This is a genomic window from Dietzia sp. NPDC055343 (assembly GCF_053645265.1).
Window position 1 is genome coordinate 67,069 of the sequence record NZ_JBSHMJ010000012.1, and the last position, 23,555, is coordinate 90,623.

Genomic DNA, 23,555 nt, shown 5'->3' on the forward strand with positions numbered 1-23,555 from the left:
AGCAGGGGCCGAGGTTGAACTCGGACAGAGCCGTGTCCCTCGAAGTCATCTGGCGGGTTGACGCACAATCGACGATCGAACAGAAGGTGCAGCTACTCGAACTGCGTGATTCGGTGATCGCGGAAGTCGAGGGGCGAGGTCTCCAGCGACGCCGCCGGGAGCAAGTCCTACGCCGCATCCAAGATCAAGTCAGCTGACTGTCATGGCCAGCCCGATCACGCCTCTGCCAACCCGGGTACAACTCACAGACGGAGAGGCGCTCGACTCCTACCTAGAGCGGGCCGCACTTGCCAACGACCTGACCACCGTGGAACTGCTCCGCACGCTCGACCCCCGGCCCGGCGCAGAATCATTGACCTTTGCACTCGTTCAACCATCGGACGACCTGCTCGAGCGAATCGAACAATTGACAACGCTCACACCCCGTCAAGGGAAGAGCGCGACCCTGCAGCGTTTCGGAAACAGTCGGCCCTTGGACTTCAGCGGCTTCGCTGAACCGTCTGCAGCGGCCTACCGAGCGATTTCTGCCCGCGGATGGTTCCCCTTACAGGGCACGCAGATCTGTCCCGAATGCGTGCGGTCGGGAAGATGGCTCATTGAGTGGCGACTTCCTCACCTCGCTGTATGCGACATCCACGCGAACTACCTGGTGCCGTCGTGTGCACATTGCCGGCAGCGCTTCCGGAGCCGAAGGACGAGCCCCCTCAGACCTGAGCTTTCTACCGCACAGCCTTGCGGGAACCCACTCGGCCCCCGACGAAACTGCCGCCACCCAGTCCTGGCCCACCCAACAGAGCAGTCGTCGCACGACGACGTCGAAGCCAGTAAGGCGGTACGTCAAGCATTGGCAGGGGTGTCGTTAAGCTGTCTTGGGGTTGAAACGCCGCCGGAGCGCTACCTCGCTGACTTGCGTGCGACCGCGGTCCTCCTCATGCACATCGCTACGCACTCGACGCCCGAGAGCGCGGCAGGCTGGGGCGAGGGCCTCCGAGCGGAAGCAGCGGTGCGACGAACTGAGCTACGAGGACCTCGGTGGGGTATTCGGCCAGCAGATGATCCGAGGATCCGAGGCAAAGCGATAGCAGTGGCTCACCAGATTCTGACCGCGCCAACGATCGAAACCGCAGCAGTCATGCTCAAGCCGTGGACAGCTCACATTCCCGCCACTCACGTCGGCCAGGCCGCCTGGATCCGCAATCGAACGCCTCAGGCACCAACGCTGAGCAAGATCGTCCAGAAGTGCCTGCAGACACGCCAGAGCCCATCCCGCCAAGTGGCGATACTAGTCCGGAAAGACCTGGCTGATTCGCACATTCCGCAGGTCCTACCCGAAGATCTCTACGAGGAGTACATCGGGCCGATCATGAAGGCCCACTCGTCTCTCGGTCGAAGATTTGCAAGCTTGTGCATAGCTAAAATCATCCGGCCAGGCCGGTCATGGTCGGACTCTGCATCCGCACTCGGGTTTCAGGCGGATGTGGGGCCCAGCACAGCAAGAGCAGTGACCAAACACGTCAAATGGTCATCAAACGACATCGCGGGCGCATTTGAGCAAGTTGTGGACGCGTTGGAAAGCGGGACCAACTATCGCAGCATCGAACGCGCCGTCAGACGGCTAGCTTGCGAGCCCGAAATTTGGTTTCCCGGGTGGGCCAGATCTCAGAATCCACAGCGGCGTGCCGTCACGCTGCCCCACGCCATTACATGGATGTGGATCGAAGTCGCCCATGCTGATCTGGATACAAGCCCCGGATGGACCGAACCACCCACCCGCGCGGAGAAAGCGAATCTCCGCGCGTTCAGCGGACGACTCAGTAAGCCCGCAAAGAACGCCCTTCGCACTATCGCTGCCCAGGCGGACGCGACAAACTGAAACTCACCCCCCTCCTGGCGAGTCTCTCGCTCAAGATCAGCAGTCGGGATCCCGGGTGACTGCCGAACTGATTTCTTCCCAGGCCCGGACATCGTCAACGTCCGGCCCAAAGACTGCGCCATATGCCAGCCCCACCTGCAGTGTGTGGACCACGGCGTCTTCCTCGGAGTGGTCGTAGATGATTAGCGTCCCTCGGCTCGAGCTCTCGGGGTCGCGGAGGACTTCGACCTGTATCGGCCATCGAGCTCGTCGACACAGCCATGGAGAGTGCGCTGGGACTGCTCAACGACGGCCGCGACCTTGGCCCGGACGCAGACGCCAGCGATTTCCTGGCCCGCATCCGAGAGTACGGGCCGCGCGTCGCGACGACCCTTCGAGACTTTTCGACCGGCCTTGTGAAGTCGGGATTCGAGCCAGACCTCGCCTGGACGCAGCCGCGACACCCGCGACTGCGCGCGCGACTATCCACTGCGGAGCTCGTTCACATCGGCGAACTTATCTCGTCCCGCGAACTCGAGCTTGAGCCGACCAGCATCCGCGGCACCCTTCGGACGGTCAGCGAGATTAGTGCTTGGCAGCTGGGGATCGAACCCGGTGAGGTCGTCAAGATCGATCCGAAAAAGATCCCCGTCACTGATATCGCGATGCTACGCACGGGCATGTCGGTCCTGGTCGACGTGACGGTCACCGAGGAGATCGGCCCTGCCGGTGAAGTGAAGCCAAAGTACACGGCGTCGTCGTTCAAAGTCCTGGGCGCCCCGTAGTCCGCAGCTTCCAAATTGACTTGGCGCCTTCGCCTGTGGGTTCTTGGTCGTCCGTGACAGTTTGAGCTTTGCGTCGACATTGTCGCCGACATCGTTGAAGTCGAGGACAGGGCTCTTGGCCTCGAGTAGTGGGGACGTCCTGGTAGTGCGCTCGGATGACCCGCCCCAAGATCCGACCTCTGCCCTGGCGGGCATGGAATAGTCATCGGGTGGCGAACAGGCGAACACGAAGGGCGCGCAGGTTGGGGATCGAGCCGACTGGGTTCCAGCAGGCGAACTCGAGGTACACCGTCCCGGTGCCGGACCTGACGGGCCTACCCCGCGAGACCGGACCAACGCTTCGGTCGATGCAACAGAATCAGCCAATTGTCCTCGTCGCGGGCGAGGTAACCATCACCGCATTGGGTGAGGACGAACGCCGAGCCCTCCTGCCAGAGATCGACGTCGCTGACGCCCTCGCCCGAGTAGCTGACATTCAGGCTAAGTGGGATACCGCGTCCGCCAAGAACTCTAGTTTGGAGCCGCTGCATACTGAGTTGCTTCTCCGCTGTGCGGGTGAATGGGTGCCAGCAGTGCGGGCTGCAGTCAGAAGAGGCAGGGTGTTCGCCGTCCCACAGGCCACTGCCCAGCTCATGCGCGAACTCTTGGAAACGGACTCGTCGAATGCAAAGACGCTGGCGGCCGACGAGATGGTGCTGCTGCTGATTTCGATCGCTACAGAACAACAGCTGCACACGGAGTTCGAATCGAGTGCTCCGACGTCCGCTGAGATGGCTGCGCTCGACGCGAGGTTCCAAGCTATGGCCACGGAGGATCTGGTCACCTTCTCACACGAGTTCCTGCATGGTCAGGCCGCCAACATGCTGTTCTCGATGCCGCGCAGAATTGAGTGCCTCAAAGCTGATGCGTTCGATTTCTGGTTCTCACCGTGGGTTGACCGGGTCGACGACTCCCTTGGGGCGACCCCAGCCGTTACGTTTGCTGACGCCACGGGGATCGATCTCGATGAGATTCTCCGCGCGGGTGCCGCGATCGATAGGGCGATTGCCGCCGGCCAGACACATATCAGGCCCGACGACCTCGCTGACGACGAGGAGGTGTGCACTTTCATCAGTGAGAACATGTCGCTAAACCTGTCCAGCTACCGAGAACGGCTGGAGGCTGACCGGGCGGCCGGGGACGTCAAGCTGCAGCGGTACACGTTTACCCGCTACCCGTTCCTGGACCTTGGAGAGGGCAAACTACTAATTCTTCGCCCAGTGTGGGCTATTGAACGCTTCTTCGGCGACCCCGCCCAGCTCGACGTCATGGCAGCGTTCACGGCCAGGGGCGACAAGACGAGGGCGAAGCGCTTCAGCGAGGGGATCAAGTATCAGTTCGAGGACGTCGTCGGACGCACCCTCGCCCGCATCACTGCACGAAGCGCGCGGGTAGACGCCCTGATTACGGAACCCGAACTGGAAGCACAGTGGACTGAGAAGAAGGGGCGAAGGCCTTCGGTGTGCGACTGGGTCTTACGAGCGGGACCGGTCATGATCCTCGTTGACGCGACGCACCATCCTCTGAACGCCAAGCTCGCTCAGGGACTCGGCAGCGGGGAAACTTACAATGCCGACGCGAACAGAGTTCTGACCGACGGCAAGTTCAAGCAGTTCGCATCGGTGATGCGGCTGGTGCGACGACTAGGCATTGACGGTCAACCGCAGCCAGAGGCGATCTTCATCCCGTTCGTAGTGGTACCGAACTCGGGCACCCCGAGCTCGATGCTGGCCGAGCTCGACTACGGTCAGCGGGCGCAGCAGGTCTTCGCAGAGTTCCAAGGCCGTGTCGCGAGGCCTTCGATTCTACAACTTCAGGACCTCCAGCTTCTTGAAGGGATCGGGGACCGTGTGCCCGGCGATGTCGTGTCGTTCCTTTACACTTGGCGCAAGTTTCCAGTGCCACTGTCGCTGCAGGAGTTTCTGGACGCGAACGGGATGCCACGCCCCATTTCGAGGCACATATCCAAAGCTGCAGCGAACCTCGACCGCCGGCTTGGTGACAACGGTGAGGGTGCCCCGTGAAACAGGACGACTTCTTCGCCAAACCGAGCTCGGCGGACGACATACGGGGCATTGCAACGTCTTGGCACTAGGCGAACTGGGCGTTCTCCGCGAGTTGGCCGACGATCGTCATCGTTCCTTGCGAGGCAGCGCCCGAAGTTGGGTCGCGCGGTAGCCAGGCGGCAACGAGAGTGAATAACTCGGGGTACGTATCACCTCTGAGAAGGCTTAGCTGCCTGATCCCGACCGTCCCGCAGAAAAAACGGCTCCGAACGACGGTCAACACGATGCTAAGGATCGCCGATGACACAGTGAAGTAGCTCTCGCGCCCCCGGACTCGTGTGCTTCGAGGGACCGTGGAGAGATCGCCTCGACAGCGTTGAGACGATCGAACCCGCGTTACGTTGTCTCGAGTCGTTCGAGGCCGCCAGAGTGATTCACAAGAATGCTGCCACCCGCGTTGAACTTGAGTACTACCTGGACAAATGGCTGGGCCCCAGCGGTCGCGCTATGCCCGGATATGAGCTCGGCATGCTCGCGTTCCACGGTAGCCGGGACACACTCTATGTCGGACGCGATGAGGTGAATCTGAAGAGTCTCGCGGAGATCATCAGTGGCAGAGCGGAAGGCAAACCCTCCATCTTGGAGGATGCGAGGTCCTGGCCTCGCCAGACGAGACACTCATCGATTTCTGCCGAACAACGGGTGCGCGAGGTCTTGTCGGCTACTCAAGGCCTGTCGCCATGATCGAGACCGCCGCATTCGAGATGCTGCTCATCAGCGACCTGCTTGATGCCACGAACTTCAAATCCGTCTACACGCGGCTCCGCCGCGCGCACCCCCAGTGGACAACGCAACTCGGCCTGCGCATGGCTCACAAGAATTGGGCATCGGAGCGGCTCCGGCATTGACGGCCAAACCTCGCACGACGGTCTTCGACGGAGTGGGCCCTTCCATCAGGAAGCATGGGGCGCAGTGTGGACTACGGCTGGCTATCGCTTCCGGTATGGAAGATGTGTTTCCCGGAAGGGTCGGCTTGAATGACCGCTTCGCAGGTGCGGCACTCCCATACGCGGCCAGGTGGTTGCCGGTGTGAATCCCACCCGACTAGAACAGCGTCCGGGCACAACGGGCTATCATGAACATCACCACGGCACTTGTGTTAGATGACCGCGTCCCAACAGGCCTTCTTAGTCAGATCCATCGGCGTTTGGTACTCGTTTCTGAACCACTCGAAGAAGGCCTCACTGCGCTCTCGGGGGTCGAGATAGTGCATCAGTTCAAGAGCAGTGTCTCGGGCACGTTCGACCGCAGGAAAGCTAGTGTCCGGGCTGACCTCACCGGTTTCGTCGTCGACGTTTAGCCTGCCGGCCTTCATCTCGTCATTGATCGCTTCGTATTCGTCCGGGCGCTCGAATCGTTCTGGCCGATGCATCTCCTGCTCTGCGATGTCGTGCCACACCGCATCGGCCACGACACGGGTTAGGGGGCGAAACGCTTCTTTTACATCGCCGCGTAGTGCCTCGAATCGCTCGTTTTCATTACTGGGAAGGTTCGCCTCGCGGACCTCAGTGGCCGTCTTTGCCGCGCTGAGCCGATCGTTGCGCTCCCGTTCTTTCTCCAGGTCGGCCTTCGCCTCGTCGAGAGCGACTTGCGTGTTCGCCAAGTCCTGTTGGAGTCGTCTCAGGTCATCGGCATTGGGAGAGAGTTCCAGAAGCGCGGGAGCGACACCTCTGCGCAGATCGGATTGCCAAGTAGCCTTGCCCGCCCCGAACGACGTGGCCTCGAACTCAAAGCCCAGCTTCCGGATCTGATCAGCTAGCTCGTCCAAGACAGTCTCATCATCGGCGGGTTTGATCATGAGTCCTGGCAGCACGCCCTCCAGATCCGACCGGTCCATCCCAGGTGCCAGGACGGGGAAGAGCACATCACGGGCCCATGCCGCACCGAGTTCGGCAACGCACACAGGCCGCGTCTGGTACATCGGGGTGACCAGCGCGATGACAAGCGCCGAGTCGCCTGCCTCTGTGCGGACCCGCTCCATCAGGTGCTCGCCTGACTTGACGCCCATGTCGGCGGCAGATGAGTAGAACACATCGTCTGAACGAAGCCCCGCGCCGCGTATCAGGATGCCTTCGACGAACTTCGTCACATATTCGCCATCCGCATTGGCGTGAGAGACGAAGACTCGCGGGCTAGCATTGCTCGTACTCAACCTGTGCCCCCTGCTGTCGATTAATGACCCTTTGGATGATAGGGCACGGGCTTCCGTAGTCCGCCTGGCAACAATTGATGGCTACGGTTCTTCCATACTCGGCGGTCCGCGCACACCAGCGTCGGTGCATAGACAATCCTTCAATCTCTCGGACCGAAGTCGTCCGCCGACGCAGACAACGCGAAGGAGGGCGGCGGTACGCGAGAGCATGGACGCATGGACTCCGCCAACCTGGATCGAACCGGGACCGAGCTATCGTCCCTCCTCATAAGTGCGAAGCAGTTGTGCGCAACAGGTCACTGAGCCCCCGCGGACTACCCTGATGCCGAACAGGGTTTAAGCCCTGCAAACAAGACACCAACTCGTTCGCGAGGCGCAAGCCGGCTGCCAGCACGCTTCGCCCTGAACCAGACCGCATCTGCCGCGTTTCGCTCGTCCGGTCAGCCGCCGGGCGGGGCCAACTCAGACCGTCGCAACGGGGTCAGAGTCGCTTGACATAGCCCTGCGCGATCCGGGTGGGGCGTAGGCGAGATCGTGCACTAAGCTCGCTCGACTGGCCAACCATGACAGCCATCCCGATCAGCGGCAGATTCCGTCAAAGTAGACGGGAGGGTCCTGTCAATCTGGGTTGCATGGCGAAAGCTCTCTTGTCGGTTCTCAAACAATCTGTCAATTTCTCACTGGCGTGTCACACGATTCGCAGCAATCTGTCCTCTCCCCGATCTGACAACACCACGCGAGTGAGTAGGCGGTCTTAGCTGGACTGCGCTTGGAGGCTATCTACGCTTGGATTCGATCGCGCCGCCGCTGATTGCTCGGATCGATTTTCCACTTGGGGTGTCGGGATACTCGACTCTGACGGGTTTAGGGCGAGGCGGAGGGATTGCGACCGCTGGGGCGATGTTGTCTGCGGGTGGCTGCTCCAGCAACTGTTGCTGTCGCACATGCTTCACAGAGCCCACGCACTGGCGGCGCTTGTTCGGCCGGTCGAAGTGAGGGACTAGCTTGCCGTTACTTCCCAGCTGTGAGTGCTGGCCACAGTCGTTGCACGTAGCCCATTTGACACTCTCGTCGGACGTCATCAGACCGTTCAGCTCGCCTTGCTCAGCGTCCGATAGACGGCAGGCAGGAGCTCGCCGAGCAGTGCGCGGGCCAGGTCCTGGTTGTTGAGGATCTGGGCGGATAGGTCTGCCGAGGATTCCATGGATCCGATGACGGCGTCGGTGAAGGCGACATCGATGTCGGGACTCGCGCGGAACTGGGCGAGTGAGTTGTTCTGGGCCTGCGTCTTGAGGGTCTCGCTCTCTTCGAGCCGGTCCTTGATGTGGGTGACCACGTTGCGGACGGAGGAGTCGGGATGATCGCCGGCGAATAGGTCGTTGATGCGGTCGATTACCTCGTCGAGGGCGACCATGTCGGGGTCGCGGACGGTGCCGGTGCCGGCCTCGCGGGCCGGTTCGAGTGGGGTGCCGCCGGAGAGCTCACCGTCCCGGGTGGTCTGCCGGTGGTGGCCGAGGTAGTCGATAGCCACCGCCGACAGGTCAATGGGTGTGTCCTTCTCCCCACTGCTGAGCTGCGGGGCCAGGAGCTTGAGGAACAGCGCGAGCTTTTCCAGCCATGGGTTTTCGTAGTCGAACAGTTGCGACAGGAATTCGTACTGCCGCACGTAAGTGCCCACGTCCTTGCGGAACATCTGCAGCTCATCCAGTTCCACGGCGTCGGAGGCCTCGACCGCGGCCCGCATCCGAACCGTGAAACGGTCGGCAGCGGGCGCCACCCACTTCACCAGCGCGTTGTGGCCTTCGCGCGCGAGGAAGGCATCGGCGAAACCGTCGACCTCAGAGCGCTCATAGATCCCCGCGACGGACAGTTTGCGTTCGGTGTCGTGGACGATGTTCGGGTCGGTGACGTCGGCCAGGGTGGTGGCCTCGTAGTAGGGGGCGAACGCGTCGACGATGTCGTCGACCTCGTTGGCAAAGTCCAACACGAAGGTCTGGTCCTTCAGCGGCGGAAACGTCCGGTTGAGCCGCGACAGGGTCTGCACAGCCTGGACCCCGCCAAGCCGCTTGTCGACGTACATCGCGACGAGTTTGGGCTGGTCGAACCCGGTCTGGAACTTGTTGGCCACCAGCATCACCTGGAACTCGTCGGTGGCAAACGCATCCCGTAGATCCCGGCCCTTGAGCCCGGGGTTCATGTTGATCTCGGAAAACGGCTCGTCGGTGCCGGACTCGGGGTCGGTGAGCTCCCCGGAGAAGGCGACCAGGGCGGCGATGTCGCTGTAGCCGTTCTCGGCCACGTACTTATCGAAGGCGAGTTTGTAGCGCACGGCGGCCTTGCGGGAGCTGGTCACCACCATCGCCTTGGCCTGCCCGTCCAAGCGCCAGGCCACGTTCTGGCGGAAGTGCTCGACGATGATCTGCACCTTCTGCGAGATGTTCGTGGGGTGCAGCTTGACCCAGTTCATCACCGACTTCACCGCGGCGGACCGGTCCACCAGATCATCGTCGCCCCCCTCGGTGGTCACGGCGACGGTGCCTTCCCCGGTGTCGCTGGTGGCGTAGGTCTTGCCGTTGTGAGAGAGCCGGAACGCGGTCTTGTACGGGGTGTAGTTGCGCAGGACGTCGAGGATGAAGCCCTCGTCGATCGCCTGCTGCATCGAGTACAGGTGGAACGGCTGCGGGGTGCCGTCGGGTCCAGGGCGGCCGAACAGTTCCAGCGTGGTGGCCTTGGGTGTGGCGGTGAAGGCGAAGAAGGAGATGTTGCCGGCCTCGGCGCGGGCTTTGGTCTCGGCGGCAAGCATGTCCTCGGCCGACACGACCCCGCCCTGGGCGACCTCGTCGAGCTCGGCTTGCGACAGGACCTGCTTGAGCTTGTTAGAGGCCCCACCAGCCTGGGAGGAATGGGCTTCGTCGGCGATGATCGCAAAGGACCGACCTCGGAGGGTGCTGCGGTCGGAGATGGCGTCCAGGGCGTAGGGGAAGGTCTGGATGGTGACGACGACGATGTGGGTCCCCGACTCGAGAGCCTCGGCCAATTCTGAGGATTTCGAGCCGGTCAGCCCATCGATGTGGGCCACGACGCCGGTGGTGCGGTTGATCTGGTGGATGGCCTCTTGGAGTTGCGCGTCGAGCACGGTCCGGTCGGTGACCACGATGACGGAGGAGAACACCTTGGCGTCGTCTTCGTCATACAGCGACGACAGGCGCTGGGCGAGCCAGGAGATGGAGTTGGTCTTGCCCGAGCCAGCGGAGTGCTGGACGAGGTACTTATGCCCGGGCCCTTCGGTGCGGGCGGCCTGGACGAGTCGGGTAACGGCGTCCCATTGGTGGTAGCGGGGGAACAGCAGGGTTTCTTTGCGGGTCTTCTTTCCGGTGTCCGGGTCGCGCTTCTCGGTAATCTCAAGGTGCATGAACCGGTCGAGGATCTCGAGCCAGGTGTCGCGCTGAAGAATGGTCTCCCACAGGTAGGCGGTGGCCGAGCCGCGCGGGTTGGGCGGGTTGCCGGCGTGGTGGCCGTTGCCGCGGTTGAAGGGCAGGAACACGGTGTCCTGGCCTGCGAGCCGGGTGGTCATGTGCACTTCGGTGTTGGAGACGGCGAAGTGCACCAGCGCACGGGTGGCAAAGCCGAGCAGCGGCTCGCCCTTGGGCAGGCGGTCCTTTTTGTACTGCTCGATAGCGTGCTCGAGCGATTGGGTGAAGTCTGTCTTGAGCTCGGCGGTCGCCACCGGGATCCCGTTGACGAAGAACACCAGGTCGATGGCCTTGCCCGGGCGGGACCGCGAGTAGCGCACCTGCCGCATGACCCGCAACCGCACAGCGTGGTACTTGGCGGCGGTGGTGGCGTTGAGCCCGGAGTTGGGCTTGAACTGGCACATCGCGAAGTTCGCGTTGAAGTCCGAGAACCCCCGGCGCAGCACCGCCAGCGTCCCGCCGTCGGCTTTGAGGTCCGCCGAGAGGGCTTTGGACAGCCGCTGGAGGAGCGCGGCCTTGGACTTCTCTTGCGCGGCGGGCGGGTCTGTGGGTTTGATGCGCTTGTCCCACTCGTCGGGCTGGGTGTGCTGCAGCCACCAGAACACGTCTTCGGGAAACAGGGCGAGGTCGCGGTCGTACCCGGTGTCGTTGGGCGAGTACTCCCAGCCGTGCGCGGCCAGATGGGCGCAGATCTCCTCCTCGAGCAGGGACTCGTGATGCTGGGCCATGACTACACAGCCTCCCTCACGTCGATCTTTCCCGTCACGGCATTGGTGATCAGGGCCGACCGGTACTCGCGGAGAACTTCGATCATCTCGGTAGACTTGTCGATGAGTGAATCGGCCGCGCGCGTCCTGATCTTCAGTGCCTCGACGATTTCGTTCTGTTCGTCAACCGGCGGCAGCGGAACTTGAAGCGCAGCGGCGTCCGCTTGATATATCGTCTGATGAGTCGAACCCATCATCAGGGAGTCAAAATAGGGCTTCATGGCGCGGAAAACGAATGCTAAGAACTCCGGAATCAAGCTCGGTCCGCAAATCCAGTTCCAGAAGTCTTGGCTGGTTGCCATTGGAATAGGCATGATTCCGCTGAATCCGACCGATGCCGTCCGAGAGAGTATTACTGTCCCAGCGGGGAGCAACTCAGCAGCCGAGTTTGCGAGGCCAACCGAACTGATTTTACCCGCGGTCTCTCCCAGATAGATCTGGCGGCCACTTCGCAGTTGCCAAACGTCGGCCAAAGTAAACCATGGGATGTGCGTGTTCTCCCAGAACTCAGGTTTTTGACGACTGGGTGTGTGCCCCGTCTTCATTGTGGCGTGATGGCGAAGCCGAGCAACTTCCCAGTGTGCGGGGACGTCACCCATCCACTGGATTCCGGACGGTGCCTGGGCCACCCCGGGCTTGAGCCCCTTCGTGACCGCGTGGGTGATCGTGGCGGCGCGGTCCTCGCGCAGGGTGGCAATGAGCTGATTCTGCTTGGCGATCAGCGCATCGATCTTGGCGGTCTCGCGGTCGAGAAAGCGGGAAATCTCGCGTTGCACACTGAGTGCGGGGAGCGGAATCCGCATCGCTCGGTACTTGCTGGCGCTGAAATTCTCAATTGTGGATCCGACATAGCCACTTCGAATCTGATGTCGGTAGTGCGAAGACTGGGTCCAATGCGCGACGAAGCGTGGATGCGCCAATGATCTATCTGCGCGGAATCGGACGAGGTAGCCAGCGAAACAGGCAGGGGCATCGGACTGGTGGATATAAGCGTCGCCAACTGTAGCGCCGACTGCCGCCATGACAATATCGTCGCGTTCAACCTTGGCCTTCGCGGCCAGAGTAGGCGGCAGCGACATTCTCTCTTCACTTTTCAGTTCGTCGAGGCCGCGAATGTCGGTGATTCTGATGTACCTCGGCCAGGTCGGTTCGCCGATATCGGATGTCTCGCCGATGCCATTTACGATTGGCTCCGCAGCGATCCGTGACAGGCGGATCTCAGAAAAGTTTCGTGGACTCACGCCCCCACCTCCGCGAGCATGACCTGAATTTCCGTCACGAGTTGGCGCAGGTCCTTCTGGATTTCTTCGAGGGGACGGGGTGGGGTGTAGCGGTAGAAGTGGCGGGTGAAGGGGATCTCGTAACCGGTGCGGGTCTTGTCGTGGTCGATCCACGCATCCGGCACATGGGGCAGGACCTCGCGGGCGAAGTACTCCTCAACGTCTTCGGTCAGCGGCACGTTCTCGGTGTCCCGGAGTGAGGTATCGGGCTCGGGATTGCCTTTGGCGGTGATGACGTCGGCCTCGGGATCGTGTTCGCCGATCGTCGTCCAAATGGTCTTGATGACCGGGGCGCCGACCTTGGCCATGCCCGCGGACTTCAGTGCAGCTCGAAGCTCAGTGACGAAGGCGTCTCGGTTGGTCCACGAGCGGCCCGAGAGACCGTCGAGAGCGCTGCGGATGGCATCCTGATCGACGTCAGGCAGTTTGGCGATCGCCTTGGTGGCGAGCACGAGCTCGGCGGTGTCGTCGGCGATGTGGAATCGCAGCTGCAGGGGACGCTCCACCGTGATGGTGCGGTATCCGAACTCCGAGTTGGCGAACACCTTCGAGAGGGCGGGCGCGTTGTCGTCGTCGTTGTCGTGGTTTTCAAAGCCGTCGTAGAGTTCGCAGATCTTCTCGATGTCCTGCGGGCGCAATTCCTTGCGCTTTGAGCCCAGGGACTTGCGCATCTTGCCGAACATCTCGACCGCGTTGATGAGCTGGACCTTGCCCTTGCGCTCGTCGGTCTTGGCGTTGTCCAGGATCCAGATGTAGGTGGAGATACCGGTGTTGTAGAACATGTCCGTCGGAAGGGCGATGATCGCGTCGAGCAGGTCGTTCTCGATGATCCACTGCCGGATGTTGGACTCGCCCGAGCCGGCGCCGCCGGTGAACAGGGGCGAGCCGTTGAGGACGATCGCCAGCCGTGAGCCCTTGTCCTCCGGCGAGCGGACGGGCCGCATCTTGCTGACCAGGTGCATCAGGAACAACAGAGAGCCGTCGGAGACCCGCGGTAAGCCGGCACCGAAACGGCCCGCGAAGCCCCGCTGCTCGTGCTCGTCCTTGACCGCCTTCTGCTGCGTCTTCCACTCCACCCCGAACGGCGGGTTGGACAGCAGGAAGTCGAAGTGCTCGCCGTGGAAGCCGTCGTCGGTGAGCGTGTCACCGTTGTAGATGTTGTCCACGCCCTGGCCCTTGATCACCATGTCCGACTTACACATGGCGTACGAGCGAGAGTTGACCTCCTGGCCGTACAGCACCGGCTTGGCGTCGGGATTCATCTCCACCAGGTGGTCGTAGGCGACCGAGAGCATGCCGCCGGTGCCGGCCGCTGGGTCGTAGATAGTGCGCACGATGCCGGGAGTGGTGAGCTCGAGATCGGAGTCCGCATACAGCAGGTCCACCATCAGCGAGATGACCTCGCGGGGGGTGAAGTGGTCACCGGCCTGGGCGTTGTTGGACTCGGCGAACTTCCGGATGAGCTCCTCGAAGATGTAGCCCATGTCGTGGCCGCTGACCCGATCCGGGTGCAGGTCGAGGTTCGCGAAGTCCTTGACGATGAGGAACAGGCGGTCCTTCTTGTCCAGATCGTCAATCAGTTCCGGCAGCTTGTAGCCGTCGAAGACATCCCGGATGTTGGGCGAGAACCCCTCGATGTAGTCGATGAGGTTGTCCGCCAGGCCCGCCGGATCCGCGGCGAGCTTGCCGAAGTCCCACACCGAGGTGTTGAAGAACGGCAGCCCGAACTTCGACCGCAGCACCACGAACGGGTCGATGCCGCTGTCCTGCAACCTGGCGTACTCGGTGAGCACCTTCTCCTTGGTGGGCGCGAGGATTGCGTCCAGGCGCCGCAGGATCGTAAACGGCAGGATCACATCGCCGTACTGATTGGGCTGGTACGGCCCGCGCAATTTGTTGGCGATGGACCAGATGAAGGCGGCATTCGTGGTGGGCAACTCGGGTGGTTCCTTAATTGTGAACGGCTGTTTTCTCGAATGTAGTGGTCCCATCGGACACTCCCGATCACCCCGCACCGCAGAGAGGCCAGGACGAATTGGACAACGTTGGTGCTCCCAGGGGGCTCTTGCCTACGTGCGATTCCCAGGACAGGCCGGGTCTGCGTACACGGCGCGCGAAGGGTCATGGTGCACCTCGCACGGACACTCGGTTCTCCGCCAACGAAGCGGGTTGCGTCGCGGAGCTAGAAGCCCCGTACCAGGGCACATTCTAGATGGAGCGGTCAATTGATCCCGAGTGCGGCTCTGACAAGCACCGGGTTGTGCGCATTGCGGTTAGCGCCGGTCTTTCTGTGGCGCATGAGATGCAGGGACGCGGAAGCTGCGGCTCTGGTTACAGCGGTGTCGTCCAAGAGGTCCGCGAAGACATGCAGGTCACGTGCGTGCAGGTTGAGGTTGTACGGGCCAGCCGCCTGATATGGCGCCTCTTCTAGGCTAGCTCCGGGGTGTTGGCGAAGGAAGCGCACGACGGCTTCGTTGGTCGAGTCCTCACCCAGTAGTTCGAGACTATTGACCTGCACCCACCCCGATAGGTGACCGTTCCGGTCGACGTTGATTCGAAACGCTTCGGTCCAGCCGATCGTCAGATTTGACAAGGTGCCCCAACGCGGAATTATCTGGGGTGAGCTGAGCGTCCAGTATTCGTATTCGGTCTGCAGTGGCAGCGGCAAGCAGCGCTGCAAGTACGAGCGAATAAGCTCGAGAGCCGTAGATGTATCCGGCTCAGTCCGGGTCTTCCACAGCTCAAGGTCCGCGCGCCCACCGGCGAGCATCTCCGACCTCAGTTCGAGACGTTGCTCCCGGCCGAAAGAGGCTGCGTTGATCCCAACGGGGTCAGCAAGCCATTCTGCGGTTGTGCAGTCGCTATCAGCGAGGCAGCCGTCCAACGACCGTTGGCCCGTGAGGTAGGTCATCTGCGCCTTGTTGCGGGCAGGCAGGCCGGCCTGCTGAATACTGGCAATCAGCGCACGCTCGTGATTGAGCAAGTGCCGGAGGGGATTATGCATGGCGCTGGCAACTGGGTCAGGTCGCGGCCGGATACTACTAATGTCTTTCCTCAGCGTTCGATGACCCTTTAGCCTGTCTGCGATCGAAACGGACTGCCCCAGGTAGCAGTCTCCGTTGTCGAATTCGAGAAGATAGTAGCCAGCAAGGCCTTCGCCGCGTGCTTCAAGAAACTCCTGAGTCTTTACAGGTGTAGCTGGATGTACAATCGTGCCAAAGCCGTGGATCTTGGCCCACTCGTCTAGTGCTATACGGCGTGATTCAACTTCTTCGGGGTTTGGAATTGGCCGAGGCTCGATAGTCCAAGCGAGCTCCGTCGTCGGCATTCGCCCGCCCGCTGAGTGGCGCTCGTACTGCTGGTCAACGCCTGCGCGGAGCGTCCACGAGGGTGCGGCTCCGATCGCAACCAGTGACATCACGTGGGGACCGATCGGATGAACCGCTCCGCTCATGGTTGTTACGCGCGTGCGAGCTAGGTCGAAGCTCCACGGCTCGTCGTCGGGCGTCGGAGAAATCCACGTCGTCTCGAACTTCTCTATTCCTGCCGGGAGGTTCCAGACGGCGAACACCTCAGGCGCATGATCGGCGTCCAGCACCGGCGCGGAAGCATTCATCGAGATAGACGCCAGCGCCGCCCCTCCGCTCGGTGCAGAGTGTTTCAGATCAACCGACCACCCGCCCGCAACGAGAGTGCCGTACAACTCGATCAGTTCGGCATGACGGGATAGCGCCTCCGCGAGTTGCCTACCGAGCATTTCATCATCGGGCACTCCGCTCGTCCGTAGCACTGGTGGAAGCAGTGGCCACCAGATGGCGCTTTCCTCTTTATCGCTAACGCTGTCACTGCGCGAGTGGCCCGCCTCTGTCCACTTCGAACCATCGAAGTCAAGACAGAAGGCCTCGCCGCCCATCTGGAATCGAAGGGTCAAACCGGCAGTGGCCTGTCGAACGCTCGTAGTTGAATCAACTCCGGAGATCGGGACGTAAAGCAACTCGTCACGATCATCAGCTACGAAAGCGGTGCAAGCAGGATCGTTCGACATAGGGACTCTAACTCTGATGGTAAAACGGAGAAATACCAGTTTGCGGGATGCAAGTCACCAACGCGGCCGGGTCGTGCAGAGGGCTAAGTGTCCAGTTCCGCAGGATCGCTAGTTTACGCTCACCAGCGCCCTGACGCGGGTGGAAGCGGCTAGGTTGAACGCAGCTCGTCGAACGGATCCGCGTGATACATCCGGACCGCGCGCTCACTGGCAACAATGTCGTACCACTGCGGAACAGTGAGCGTGTAGCAGCTGGTGCGAAGCAGTAGTAAAGGTAGGGACTTCTATGCCGCAGAACCGAAAGTTGAGCCACCGAGATCTCGGGATTCTTCGCCAGAACGGAATCTCACCTAGCTCGAAGCTGGTGAGAGAGGACCGCCCAAGCCAGGCGGAACCGAAGGGGCGCAGGTGGATCGAAGAGGTGGCCAAGCTCCGGCAAGAGGTTCGCAGAATCGACAAGCGGGTGCGCTCGCTCGGCGGGGAAATAGCAGCGCTGGAGAAGTCACGAGGCGCGAGTGGGCCCATGACCGGTGCCGAGCAGAAACTGAGGGCGGAGAGGAACAAGGCCGGCAAGCTGCGATTCAAGCTTGAGCACAAGGCGGACCGCCTCGAGCACTCACGCGCGAGGCGCGCCGATCTCAGATTCGACTCTGCAGCAGGTGTGCGGCGAGTCGTCAGCGGAGGCCTCCCCTCATCGAAGCGATAATCCTGCTCGTCGATGGGCGCGCTTATGGCAACGCGAGCTACCAGGACTCCGGCAGTCAGCGTGCTCATCGCGGATCGAGGCCTCTCGGCCGAATCGACGCTCAGCCCCGCTACTTTGACAACATGCCCTCGGATGCCCGAGTTCTGTCAATTCGCACCGGCGGTTCTCGTCAATCTGGGCTGCACGGCGACACGCGCAAGGCGAAAAGTGGGATTCTGGGTCGAATTCTTGGGATTCTGGGATTTTGGGGCCGTTTTGAAGGAAATGGCTGGGACGGCTGAGACTTGCCTGAAAATGCATATTTCCAGCCGCTACTGCGGTACGAGCGCTAGGTGGGCTGCCCGTCCGGACGGACGACTCAACCTCTCTGGACGTAGTGCTGACCCATCAACATGTCGCCCTAGTGTTAGGTCGCGACCCCTACTGCCCTTGAGGAGTACCGTGGCATACGATTTGGAAAACAAACTTGTAGTTGGTGTTGCCTCAAGTGCACTCTTTGACCTCTCAGAATCCGACGCAGTGTTCCGCGAATACGGTGAAAGCCGGTATCGGGAGTATCAGGAACAGCAGATTGCCGACCCCCTAGAGCCTGGTGTCGCGTTTCCTTTCATCAAGAGATTGCTATCGCTAAACGATCTTTCGCCCGAGCAGCCGCTGGTGGAAGTCATAGTCCTGTCACGTAACGACCCAGAGACAGGTCTGCGCGTCATGCGCTCTATTGCTCATCACAGTCTGCCGATAACTCGGGCGATCTTCATGCAAGGCCTCTCCCCGTATGCGTACATGGGTGCGCTAAATATGTCGCTGTTCCTCTCCCAGAGTCTCGAGGACGTCCGGGTCGCACTAGACATGGGCTTCGCGGCCGGTCAAGTCCTCGGCTCGCCTGCCGCAGGCCCAGAGGAAACTGATCTTCGGGTCGCTTTCGACTTCGACGGCGTCCTCGCTGACGACTCCTCGGAGCGTGTTATGCAGTCGGAGGGACTGCCCGGCTTCCACGCTCACGAGACCGAACACCTAGACGATCCGCTTCCGGAGGGGAAGCTGTCAGACTTCCTCCGCGGAATCAACCGCATCCAGGATGTCGAGGATGCACGAACCGCCGAAGACCCCGACTACAACCGGCGCGTGCACGTTTCAATCGTCACTGCGCGCAATGCGCCGTCACACGAGCGGGTGGTAAGGACGCTCCAATCGTGGGGCGTCCGCGTGAACAACGCATTCTTCTTGGGCGGTATCGAGAAAGCCAAGGTACTACGAGTACTCAGGCCACACATCTTCTTCGACGACCAGCTAGGCCACCTGACAAGCGCAGCGGACGAAATACCCAGCGTGCACGTGCCATTCGGCGTGGTCAACGAGCCGATCGGACCATAACAATTCAACGGGTTCCTGCTGACTGGCAACTAAGACGCGTACCAATGTTCGACCAATTGAAGGGACCACCTGCAACGGAGTCGGCCTGCCTGGCGGCGCGTACCCCTAGCTCAGTTCCCGCGGTACGACTCTCTCGCGAAGCGAACCGCAATCCCCGACCAGATCCCACGTCCGATTAGCGTGGATTTGTAGAGCAACTACTCAGCAGGGCGGAGATGGCCTCGATATTAGGGGGCTCCAGGACCCAATTCTCGTTAATGTGTACCCCAACGCGACGCTGGGTGGGAGTCGCCGCCGATCCTCCCTGCTCTGCAGGGCTTGACATCTCGTGAACGCAGTACCATTTCATCGACGGCCCCTGGACCTGACGCGATTGTCCGACGATTCATTGTTTCGGTCTTATTAATCTGACCCCCGCGCAGATTAGAGCTGCGCACACAACAATTATCGCCAAGGCCAATCCAGCAGCCCCCGCATCATCGGCATCGATAAGGCGCCGACCAGCAACAAAGAGTCCAATTCCAAAACCTACAACCAGAGTAGTCCCACATCCCACACGGAGGCAACCTTCTGCGTCCTCGTCCTGTTTTTTCTTCAGCGCTGCTTGTTCCTGGGATCTTCTAGCTTCGAGATTTCGCTGCGATTCGGCACTCCTCGCGTTTCCGCCCAAGCTCAGAGGCGCGCTGGAGCCAGCCGAACCCCGGGGGGCGAGAGGCCTCTTGGGCTGACTGATTTGAACAGTCCGCGTTGGAGCGCTCCTGCGATCTCGCGCACTAGAAATGTAGTCCTCCGCAGAGGAATTAACCGCAGACACCTTCCCTAGCGGGTCGTAGGTGAAAAGAGAAATTCCACATTGGTTAGCGTATTCAACCGCGTGACCCGAATAGCCAGACGCAGAGAAGAACAGCAGTGCCCGGTTGTCCACCGCACCTCGGGCACCATAAAGCCGTTGAAGGTCGGGGCGGCTTGTAACTGCGCCCTGCCACTTGACTTGGGCAATGGCTCTTCTCGATTGGACATCGATGCCGGCGTCGGCGCTGCCGCCTGTAATTTCGGCGTCGGCGAACCCGAACTCGCGCATCCTGGCGGCAGCATTTTCCTCGGCTGCGGTCGGGCTAGTTATGTACTGCATCACCAACTTATATCTGAACCGGTGCGTGGTCGTTCACAACTGGCCTCGATTACGCTTCGTCGAGCTCGATCTAGCGACCTGTACCCCAACAGGACAGCTCGAGATCGGGCCCCTAGCTCGTAGCGTCCAGCTCCACTACACCTCGATGAATCTCTATCTGCACTAAGAGCGGCCCGTTGATAGCGGTCGGCCTACTCGTCGCCGACAGGTTTGAGCTGGTCCACCTTCTCGAAGAGGCTATCGAGGCTTGGGTTCAACTCGACCAGTGCGCCAATCGCCGCGATGGTTTGAAGTGTCTCCTGTGCCTGGGCGATCGTTACGACCCAGTGCTCCCGAGCTGCGAGCCATTCGGAAAGCACGTTGTACCCACTGACCTTGTACTCCCACGCTCCGGTGGGGATGCCGGTGATGGTTCGGCCATTCGCGAACCGCAGAACGCAACCGTGCAGCACCGCTGGACCGAGTTGTCCATTCCCCGCTGCCTCCCACTTCAAACCTGTTGTGCGCACTTCGCGCCTCCAGGCGGCGCGAACTTGCCGACCAAGGGCGAGGGCCTCCTGAGCAATGTTTTGGTCCTCAATGAGCGGGACGCGAGGAGAGACCGCTTCGAGCTCGGGCCAGTATCGCTTCGAGTACAGCGGGGCGGAAAGTAGCGCCAGCACGTAGTCATACGTGTCTTGAGCAAGGTTGGAGGAGCCCAGGAATACCGATTCCGCCCACTCAAGGGTACTGTCCTCGAAGCCGCATCGACGACCGTTGACCACCGTGTGCCCGTCGTCAGGACGCCCGTCTCCGGGAAGCCACAGTGGAAACACCGCCGTGCCTCCGGCCTTGCCACGAAAACTGTGTTGCTCTGGGATGAGGTCGGAGTGAATGACTAAGGGTCCGGCGCCGAAATCTCTAGGGAGTGAGATTAAGGTCGGGATTTCTGCGTCGGCATAAATGCGATGAAGGTCCTCTCGGTACCAGTCGATCCACGCGGGGTCGTCATAAACGTGGCGGAAGTCGAGCGGACGGTAGAGCGCTTTTCTAACCTTGCGAGGATCCAGCGACTCCTTGCGCGGGACCTTCTTGTTAGACCTGGTTGAGGCAGCAGTCGCCCAAGCAGCGCGGCGCTGTGCCTCAGAAAGCTGGCTCCAGCGACCTAGGGCCCCAGATCGCACCGGAGAAGCGGACGGCCGTGTTCGTGTTTCCGCGTAGACCTCGTCGGGATCTACGGCCCAAGGCGAATACTCTTTTGTGTCTCGAGCTGACTGAATCCCTGTGTACGGCTCGAACCAAAAGAGGTCGGGAAGGGATGGCGCTACCTTCAACTCAGGAGACCAGTTCACGGGGAGGAAGTAGTTGTCCCCGTGAACTTCGTCAAACAAGGAATCGTCAAAAGGCTCAGCTAGCAAGTCGAGCTTCGTGGGCTTGTTTCCCGTGATTCGTCGATACTTCACGACTGGCTCGCCCACATAATCGCGGTCAAAGACCAGCCAGGTTATCGCTGCGCCGGTCTGAATGGCGAAGACGTTGGAATCCCCGCCAGCGAACGACTTGGCTCCGGCTCCTCCACGTGCGTCTCCCCCAAGGTCACAGACCCAGACTTCTTTGACCCCACGCCGGACCAGCGTACGAAGGCCCACCAGGCTGGGGCCGACCACCCAAGTTCGGTTCGTTACGAACGCTACGATCCCGTGGTTCTTGGTGGTGTCGACGATTGGCGACTGCACGGTCTCCCGTCGGTCGTCGGGGCTCCGAAGGACCCACAGGGCCCACGCCCAGAATGCGACGTAGAGATCTCTTGCGGACTTTAGATCGGCGCGTTTGTCAGCTGGGGTCGCGTCGACGACTTGCTGCATCAGCGCATCGGCGAAGACGTCCCACCCGCCTTCTGACTTTTTCACTCTCTCCCATGGCGGGTTCCCGAGCACAACGAGTATCTCCTCGCCGGTCTTCACCCAGTCAGCGCGTTCACGCTCGGCCAGTATCTCATCACCCGCTGGACCGAACCCTGACAGCGGCAGCTCGCCTGATTCCGGCGTGGCAAGAGTGTCGGCCAGGTAGATGGGAAGTCGGGTCGTTGGGGAGGCCCCGTGTGCGGACAGCAAGGCTTCCAGCCGTTGATGAGCGATGGTGTAGGGCCCTGGGAACAACTCGAACGCTGACGTTCGTTCGGTCAGGACCTCCTTGACCACTTGATCAGTCGGGAGTCCGGCCTTTTCCGCTTCGAGCGCCACCTCGTTCGCGAGCCCCAGCAGAAATGTCCCGGTGCCCGTGGCCGGATCCAGAAACCGGGCGGCCTCGTCCAAGATGCCTGCGCGTTTTCCTAGAGAGCTACGCAGGAGCTCATCGGTTCCAGAGACGATCTGCTGCACGACTTCTACAGGCGTGTAGTAAACACCATTCGCCTCACGGGCCGCTTGGTCGTACTTCCGAAAAAACGGCTCGTACGCATGAACTATCGGATCAGGAAGATACTTCCTTCGGCGACTCGATTGTCCCCCGATCTCGAAAAGGTCCAAGGGGATAAGGTTGACCGTTCGACATAATTCGGCCCGTCCGGTTTTAGAGTGCGTTGATTCGGTTCTGGAGCTGGCCGGAGTGGATGAGTGATCGCAAGATGTAGTGCTTGAGGTTGCGGAAGCCGAGGGCGATTCCGCGGAGGTGCTCGAGGCGGCCGTTGATGGCTTCGACGGGGCCGTTGGAAGCCCGGGTGTCGAAGTAGGCGAGGATCTCGCGGTGCCGCTTCCAGAGTGAGCGGCCCAGCTGGGCGAGTTCGGGCAGTTCCTTCGGTACTCCGGTCCGGATGGAGCGCAGGAGCTTGTACATCGCGATCTTGCCCTCCCGCTTACCGGATGCCTCGTAGGCGTCGATGAGCCGCTGGTAGACGTCGTAGGTGACCTCCACTGCCACGTGTGCATCATGAGCGGTGAAGGCTTGGAACAGTCGAACCTTCTGCTTGTCGGTGAGCAGCTCGGCGCGCGTGTTCAAGGCCCGGCGGATCCCGTACAGAGGGTCGCCGGTGCGGCCGCGGTGCCCCGTGGTGGCCTGCTGCACTCGCTGGCGGCACACGGTCAGCTTGTCCGAAGCGAGGTGTACGACGTGGAACGGATCCATGACGGTGCGAGCGGCGGGGACGGCCTTGGCGGCGGCGGTGTGGTATCCGGCGAACCCGTCCATGGTCACCACCTTGATCCGATCTCGAAATACCTGGTCGCGGGCGTCGAGCCAGTCGGTGAGGACCTTCGCCGAGCGGCCCGGGACCATGTCCAGCAGCCGGGCCGGCCCGGTGCCGTCGACCACCGGGGTGAGGTCGACCAGAACGGTGACGAACGAAGAGGAGCCGTCGCCGCGAACGTGCTTCCACTTGTGCTCATCGACCCCGAGAACGCGGACCCCGTCGAGGTGGCCGGGCTGGTCGTAGACCATGGTGCGGATCTTCGAGACCGCTAGGTCGTTGACCAGATCCCAGCCCAGCCCGAGAGCCTTGGCCACCGCGGAGACGCTAGTGCGGTCGATCGCCAGACGCTGCAGAATCCAGCGGCTGCACCGGAGGGTGGTCTTGGCCCGCGGCTCGGCCAACGCCGGCATCCGCTGCTGGAAAATCCTGGTGCTGCAGGCATTGTTGTCGCAGGTGAAGCGCGGTACCCGCACATGCAGCCTCGTGGGGTGACCCACGATCGGCAGATCAGTGACCTTCCGCTCGACATGATCCCGCATCCGGCCCGCCATCCCGCACTCCGCGCAGACCGGGTCCAGTGTGACCGGTGCGCAGAACAGGTGCGTGAACTCGCCGGCCACGGCGGCGTCGGTGATCGTCACCCCAAGCTCGACGGTGCGGCAGATGGTGTCGGCAAGCAGGCTGGCGGTAGCGTTCAAAGCGGGTCCTGGGGTGTTCG

13 protein-coding genes are annotated in these 23,555 nt (G+C 61.5%); 5 read left to right on the forward strand and 8 right to left on the reverse strand.

Going from position 1 to position 23,555, the window contains the following annotated elements:
* Positions 1 to 202: 202 nt before the first annotated feature.
* From ACWIE7_RS08045 to ACWIE7_RS08060, 4 genes are all read left to right on the forward strand, one after another.
* The gene (locus ACWIE7_RS08045; protein WP_454068982.1) at positions 203 to 1,873 is read left to right on the forward strand and encodes a TniQ family protein; all 1,671 of its coding nucleotides are present in this window, start codon (positions 203 to 205) and stop codon (positions 1,871 to 1,873) included.
* Between the two features lie 260 nt (positions 1,874 to 2,133).
* Positions 2,134 to 2,637, forward strand: a complete 504-nt coding sequence (locus tag ACWIE7_RS08050; RefSeq protein WP_454068983.1) for a hypothetical protein — start codon at positions 2,134 to 2,136, stop codon at positions 2,635 to 2,637.
* 347 nt (positions 2,638 to 2,984) lie between these two features.
* The gene (locus tag ACWIE7_RS08055; protein WP_454068984.1) at positions 2,985 to 4,700 is read left to right on the forward strand and encodes a hypothetical protein; all 1,716 of its coding nucleotides are present in this window, start codon (positions 2,985 to 2,987) and stop codon (positions 4,698 to 4,700) included.
* 722 nt (positions 4,701 to 5,422) lie between these two features.
* Entirely contained in the window at positions 5,423 to 5,590 is a 168-nt protein-coding gene (locus tag ACWIE7_RS08060) for a hypothetical protein (protein ID WP_454068985.1), read from the forward strand.
* 251 nt (positions 5,591 to 5,841) lie between these two features.
* On the opposite strand, the gene ACWIE7_RS08065 is transcribed toward ACWIE7_RS08060, so the two are convergent.
* From ACWIE7_RS08065 to ACWIE7_RS08085, 5 genes are all read right to left on the reverse strand, one after another.
* Positions 5,842 to 6,894 carry a toll/interleukin-1 receptor domain-containing protein gene (locus tag ACWIE7_RS08065; RefSeq protein WP_454068986.1) on the reverse strand — a complete coding sequence of 351 codons (1,053 nt, stop codon included), beginning with the start codon at positions 6,892 to 6,894 and terminating at the stop codon, positions 5,842 to 5,844.
* A 1,090-nt stretch (positions 6,895 to 7,984) separates the two neighbouring features.
* The gene (locus ACWIE7_RS08070; protein WP_454068987.1) at positions 7,985 to 11,095 is read right to left on the reverse strand and encodes a type I restriction endonuclease subunit R; all 3,111 of its coding nucleotides are present in this window, start codon (positions 11,093 to 11,095) and stop codon (positions 7,985 to 7,987) included.
* A 2-nt stretch (positions 11,096 to 11,097) separates the two neighbouring features.
* Positions 11,098 to 12,375, reverse strand: a complete 1,278-nt coding sequence (locus ACWIE7_RS08075) for a restriction endonuclease subunit S (RefSeq protein ID WP_454068988.1) — start codon at positions 12,373 to 12,375, stop codon at positions 11,098 to 11,100.
* Complete coding sequence (locus ACWIE7_RS08080; RefSeq protein WP_454068989.1) at positions 12,372 to 14,351, reverse strand: type I restriction-modification system subunit M; 1,980 nt, start codon at positions 14,349 to 14,351, stop codon at positions 12,372 to 12,374. The genes ACWIE7_RS08075 and ACWIE7_RS08080 overlap by 4 nt, the downstream gene beginning before the upstream one ends.
* A gap of 284 nt (positions 14,352 to 14,635) precedes the next feature.
* A complete protein-coding gene (locus ACWIE7_RS08085; protein WP_454068990.1) occupies positions 14,636 to 16,459 on the reverse strand; it encodes a GIY-YIG nuclease family protein in 1,824 nt (607 codons plus the stop codon).
* A gap of 1,147 nt (positions 16,460 to 17,606) precedes the next feature.
* On the opposite strand from ACWIE7_RS08085, the gene ACWIE7_RS08090 reads away from it, so the two are divergent.
* The gene (locus tag ACWIE7_RS08090; RefSeq protein WP_454068991.1) at positions 17,607 to 18,539 is read left to right on the forward strand and encodes a 5'-nucleotidase; all 933 of its coding nucleotides are present in this window, start codon (positions 17,607 to 17,609) and stop codon (positions 18,537 to 18,539) included.
* Positions 18,540 to 18,924: 385 nt separating this feature from the next.
* On the opposite strand, the gene ACWIE7_RS08095 is transcribed toward ACWIE7_RS08090, so the two are convergent.
* From ACWIE7_RS08095 to ACWIE7_RS08105, 3 genes are all read right to left on the reverse strand, one after another.
* Positions 18,925 to 19,671 (reverse strand): restriction endonuclease, encoded by a 747-nt coding sequence (locus ACWIE7_RS08095; protein WP_454068992.1) that lies wholly within the window; start codon positions 19,669 to 19,671, stop codon positions 18,925 to 18,927.
* A gap of 191 nt (positions 19,672 to 19,862) precedes the next feature.
* Positions 19,863 to 22,178, reverse strand: coding sequence for a type ISP restriction/modification enzyme (locus ACWIE7_RS08100; RefSeq protein WP_454068993.1), 2,316 nt, complete (start codon positions 22,176 to 22,178; stop codon positions 19,863 to 19,865).
* 43 nt (positions 22,179 to 22,221) lie between these two features.
* Positions 22,222 to 23,535 carry an ISL3 family transposase gene (locus tag ACWIE7_RS08105; protein ID WP_454068994.1) on the reverse strand — a complete coding sequence of 438 codons (1,314 nt, stop codon included), beginning with the start codon at positions 23,533 to 23,535 and terminating at the stop codon, positions 22,222 to 22,224.
* Positions 23,536 to 23,555 lie beyond the last annotated feature (20 nt).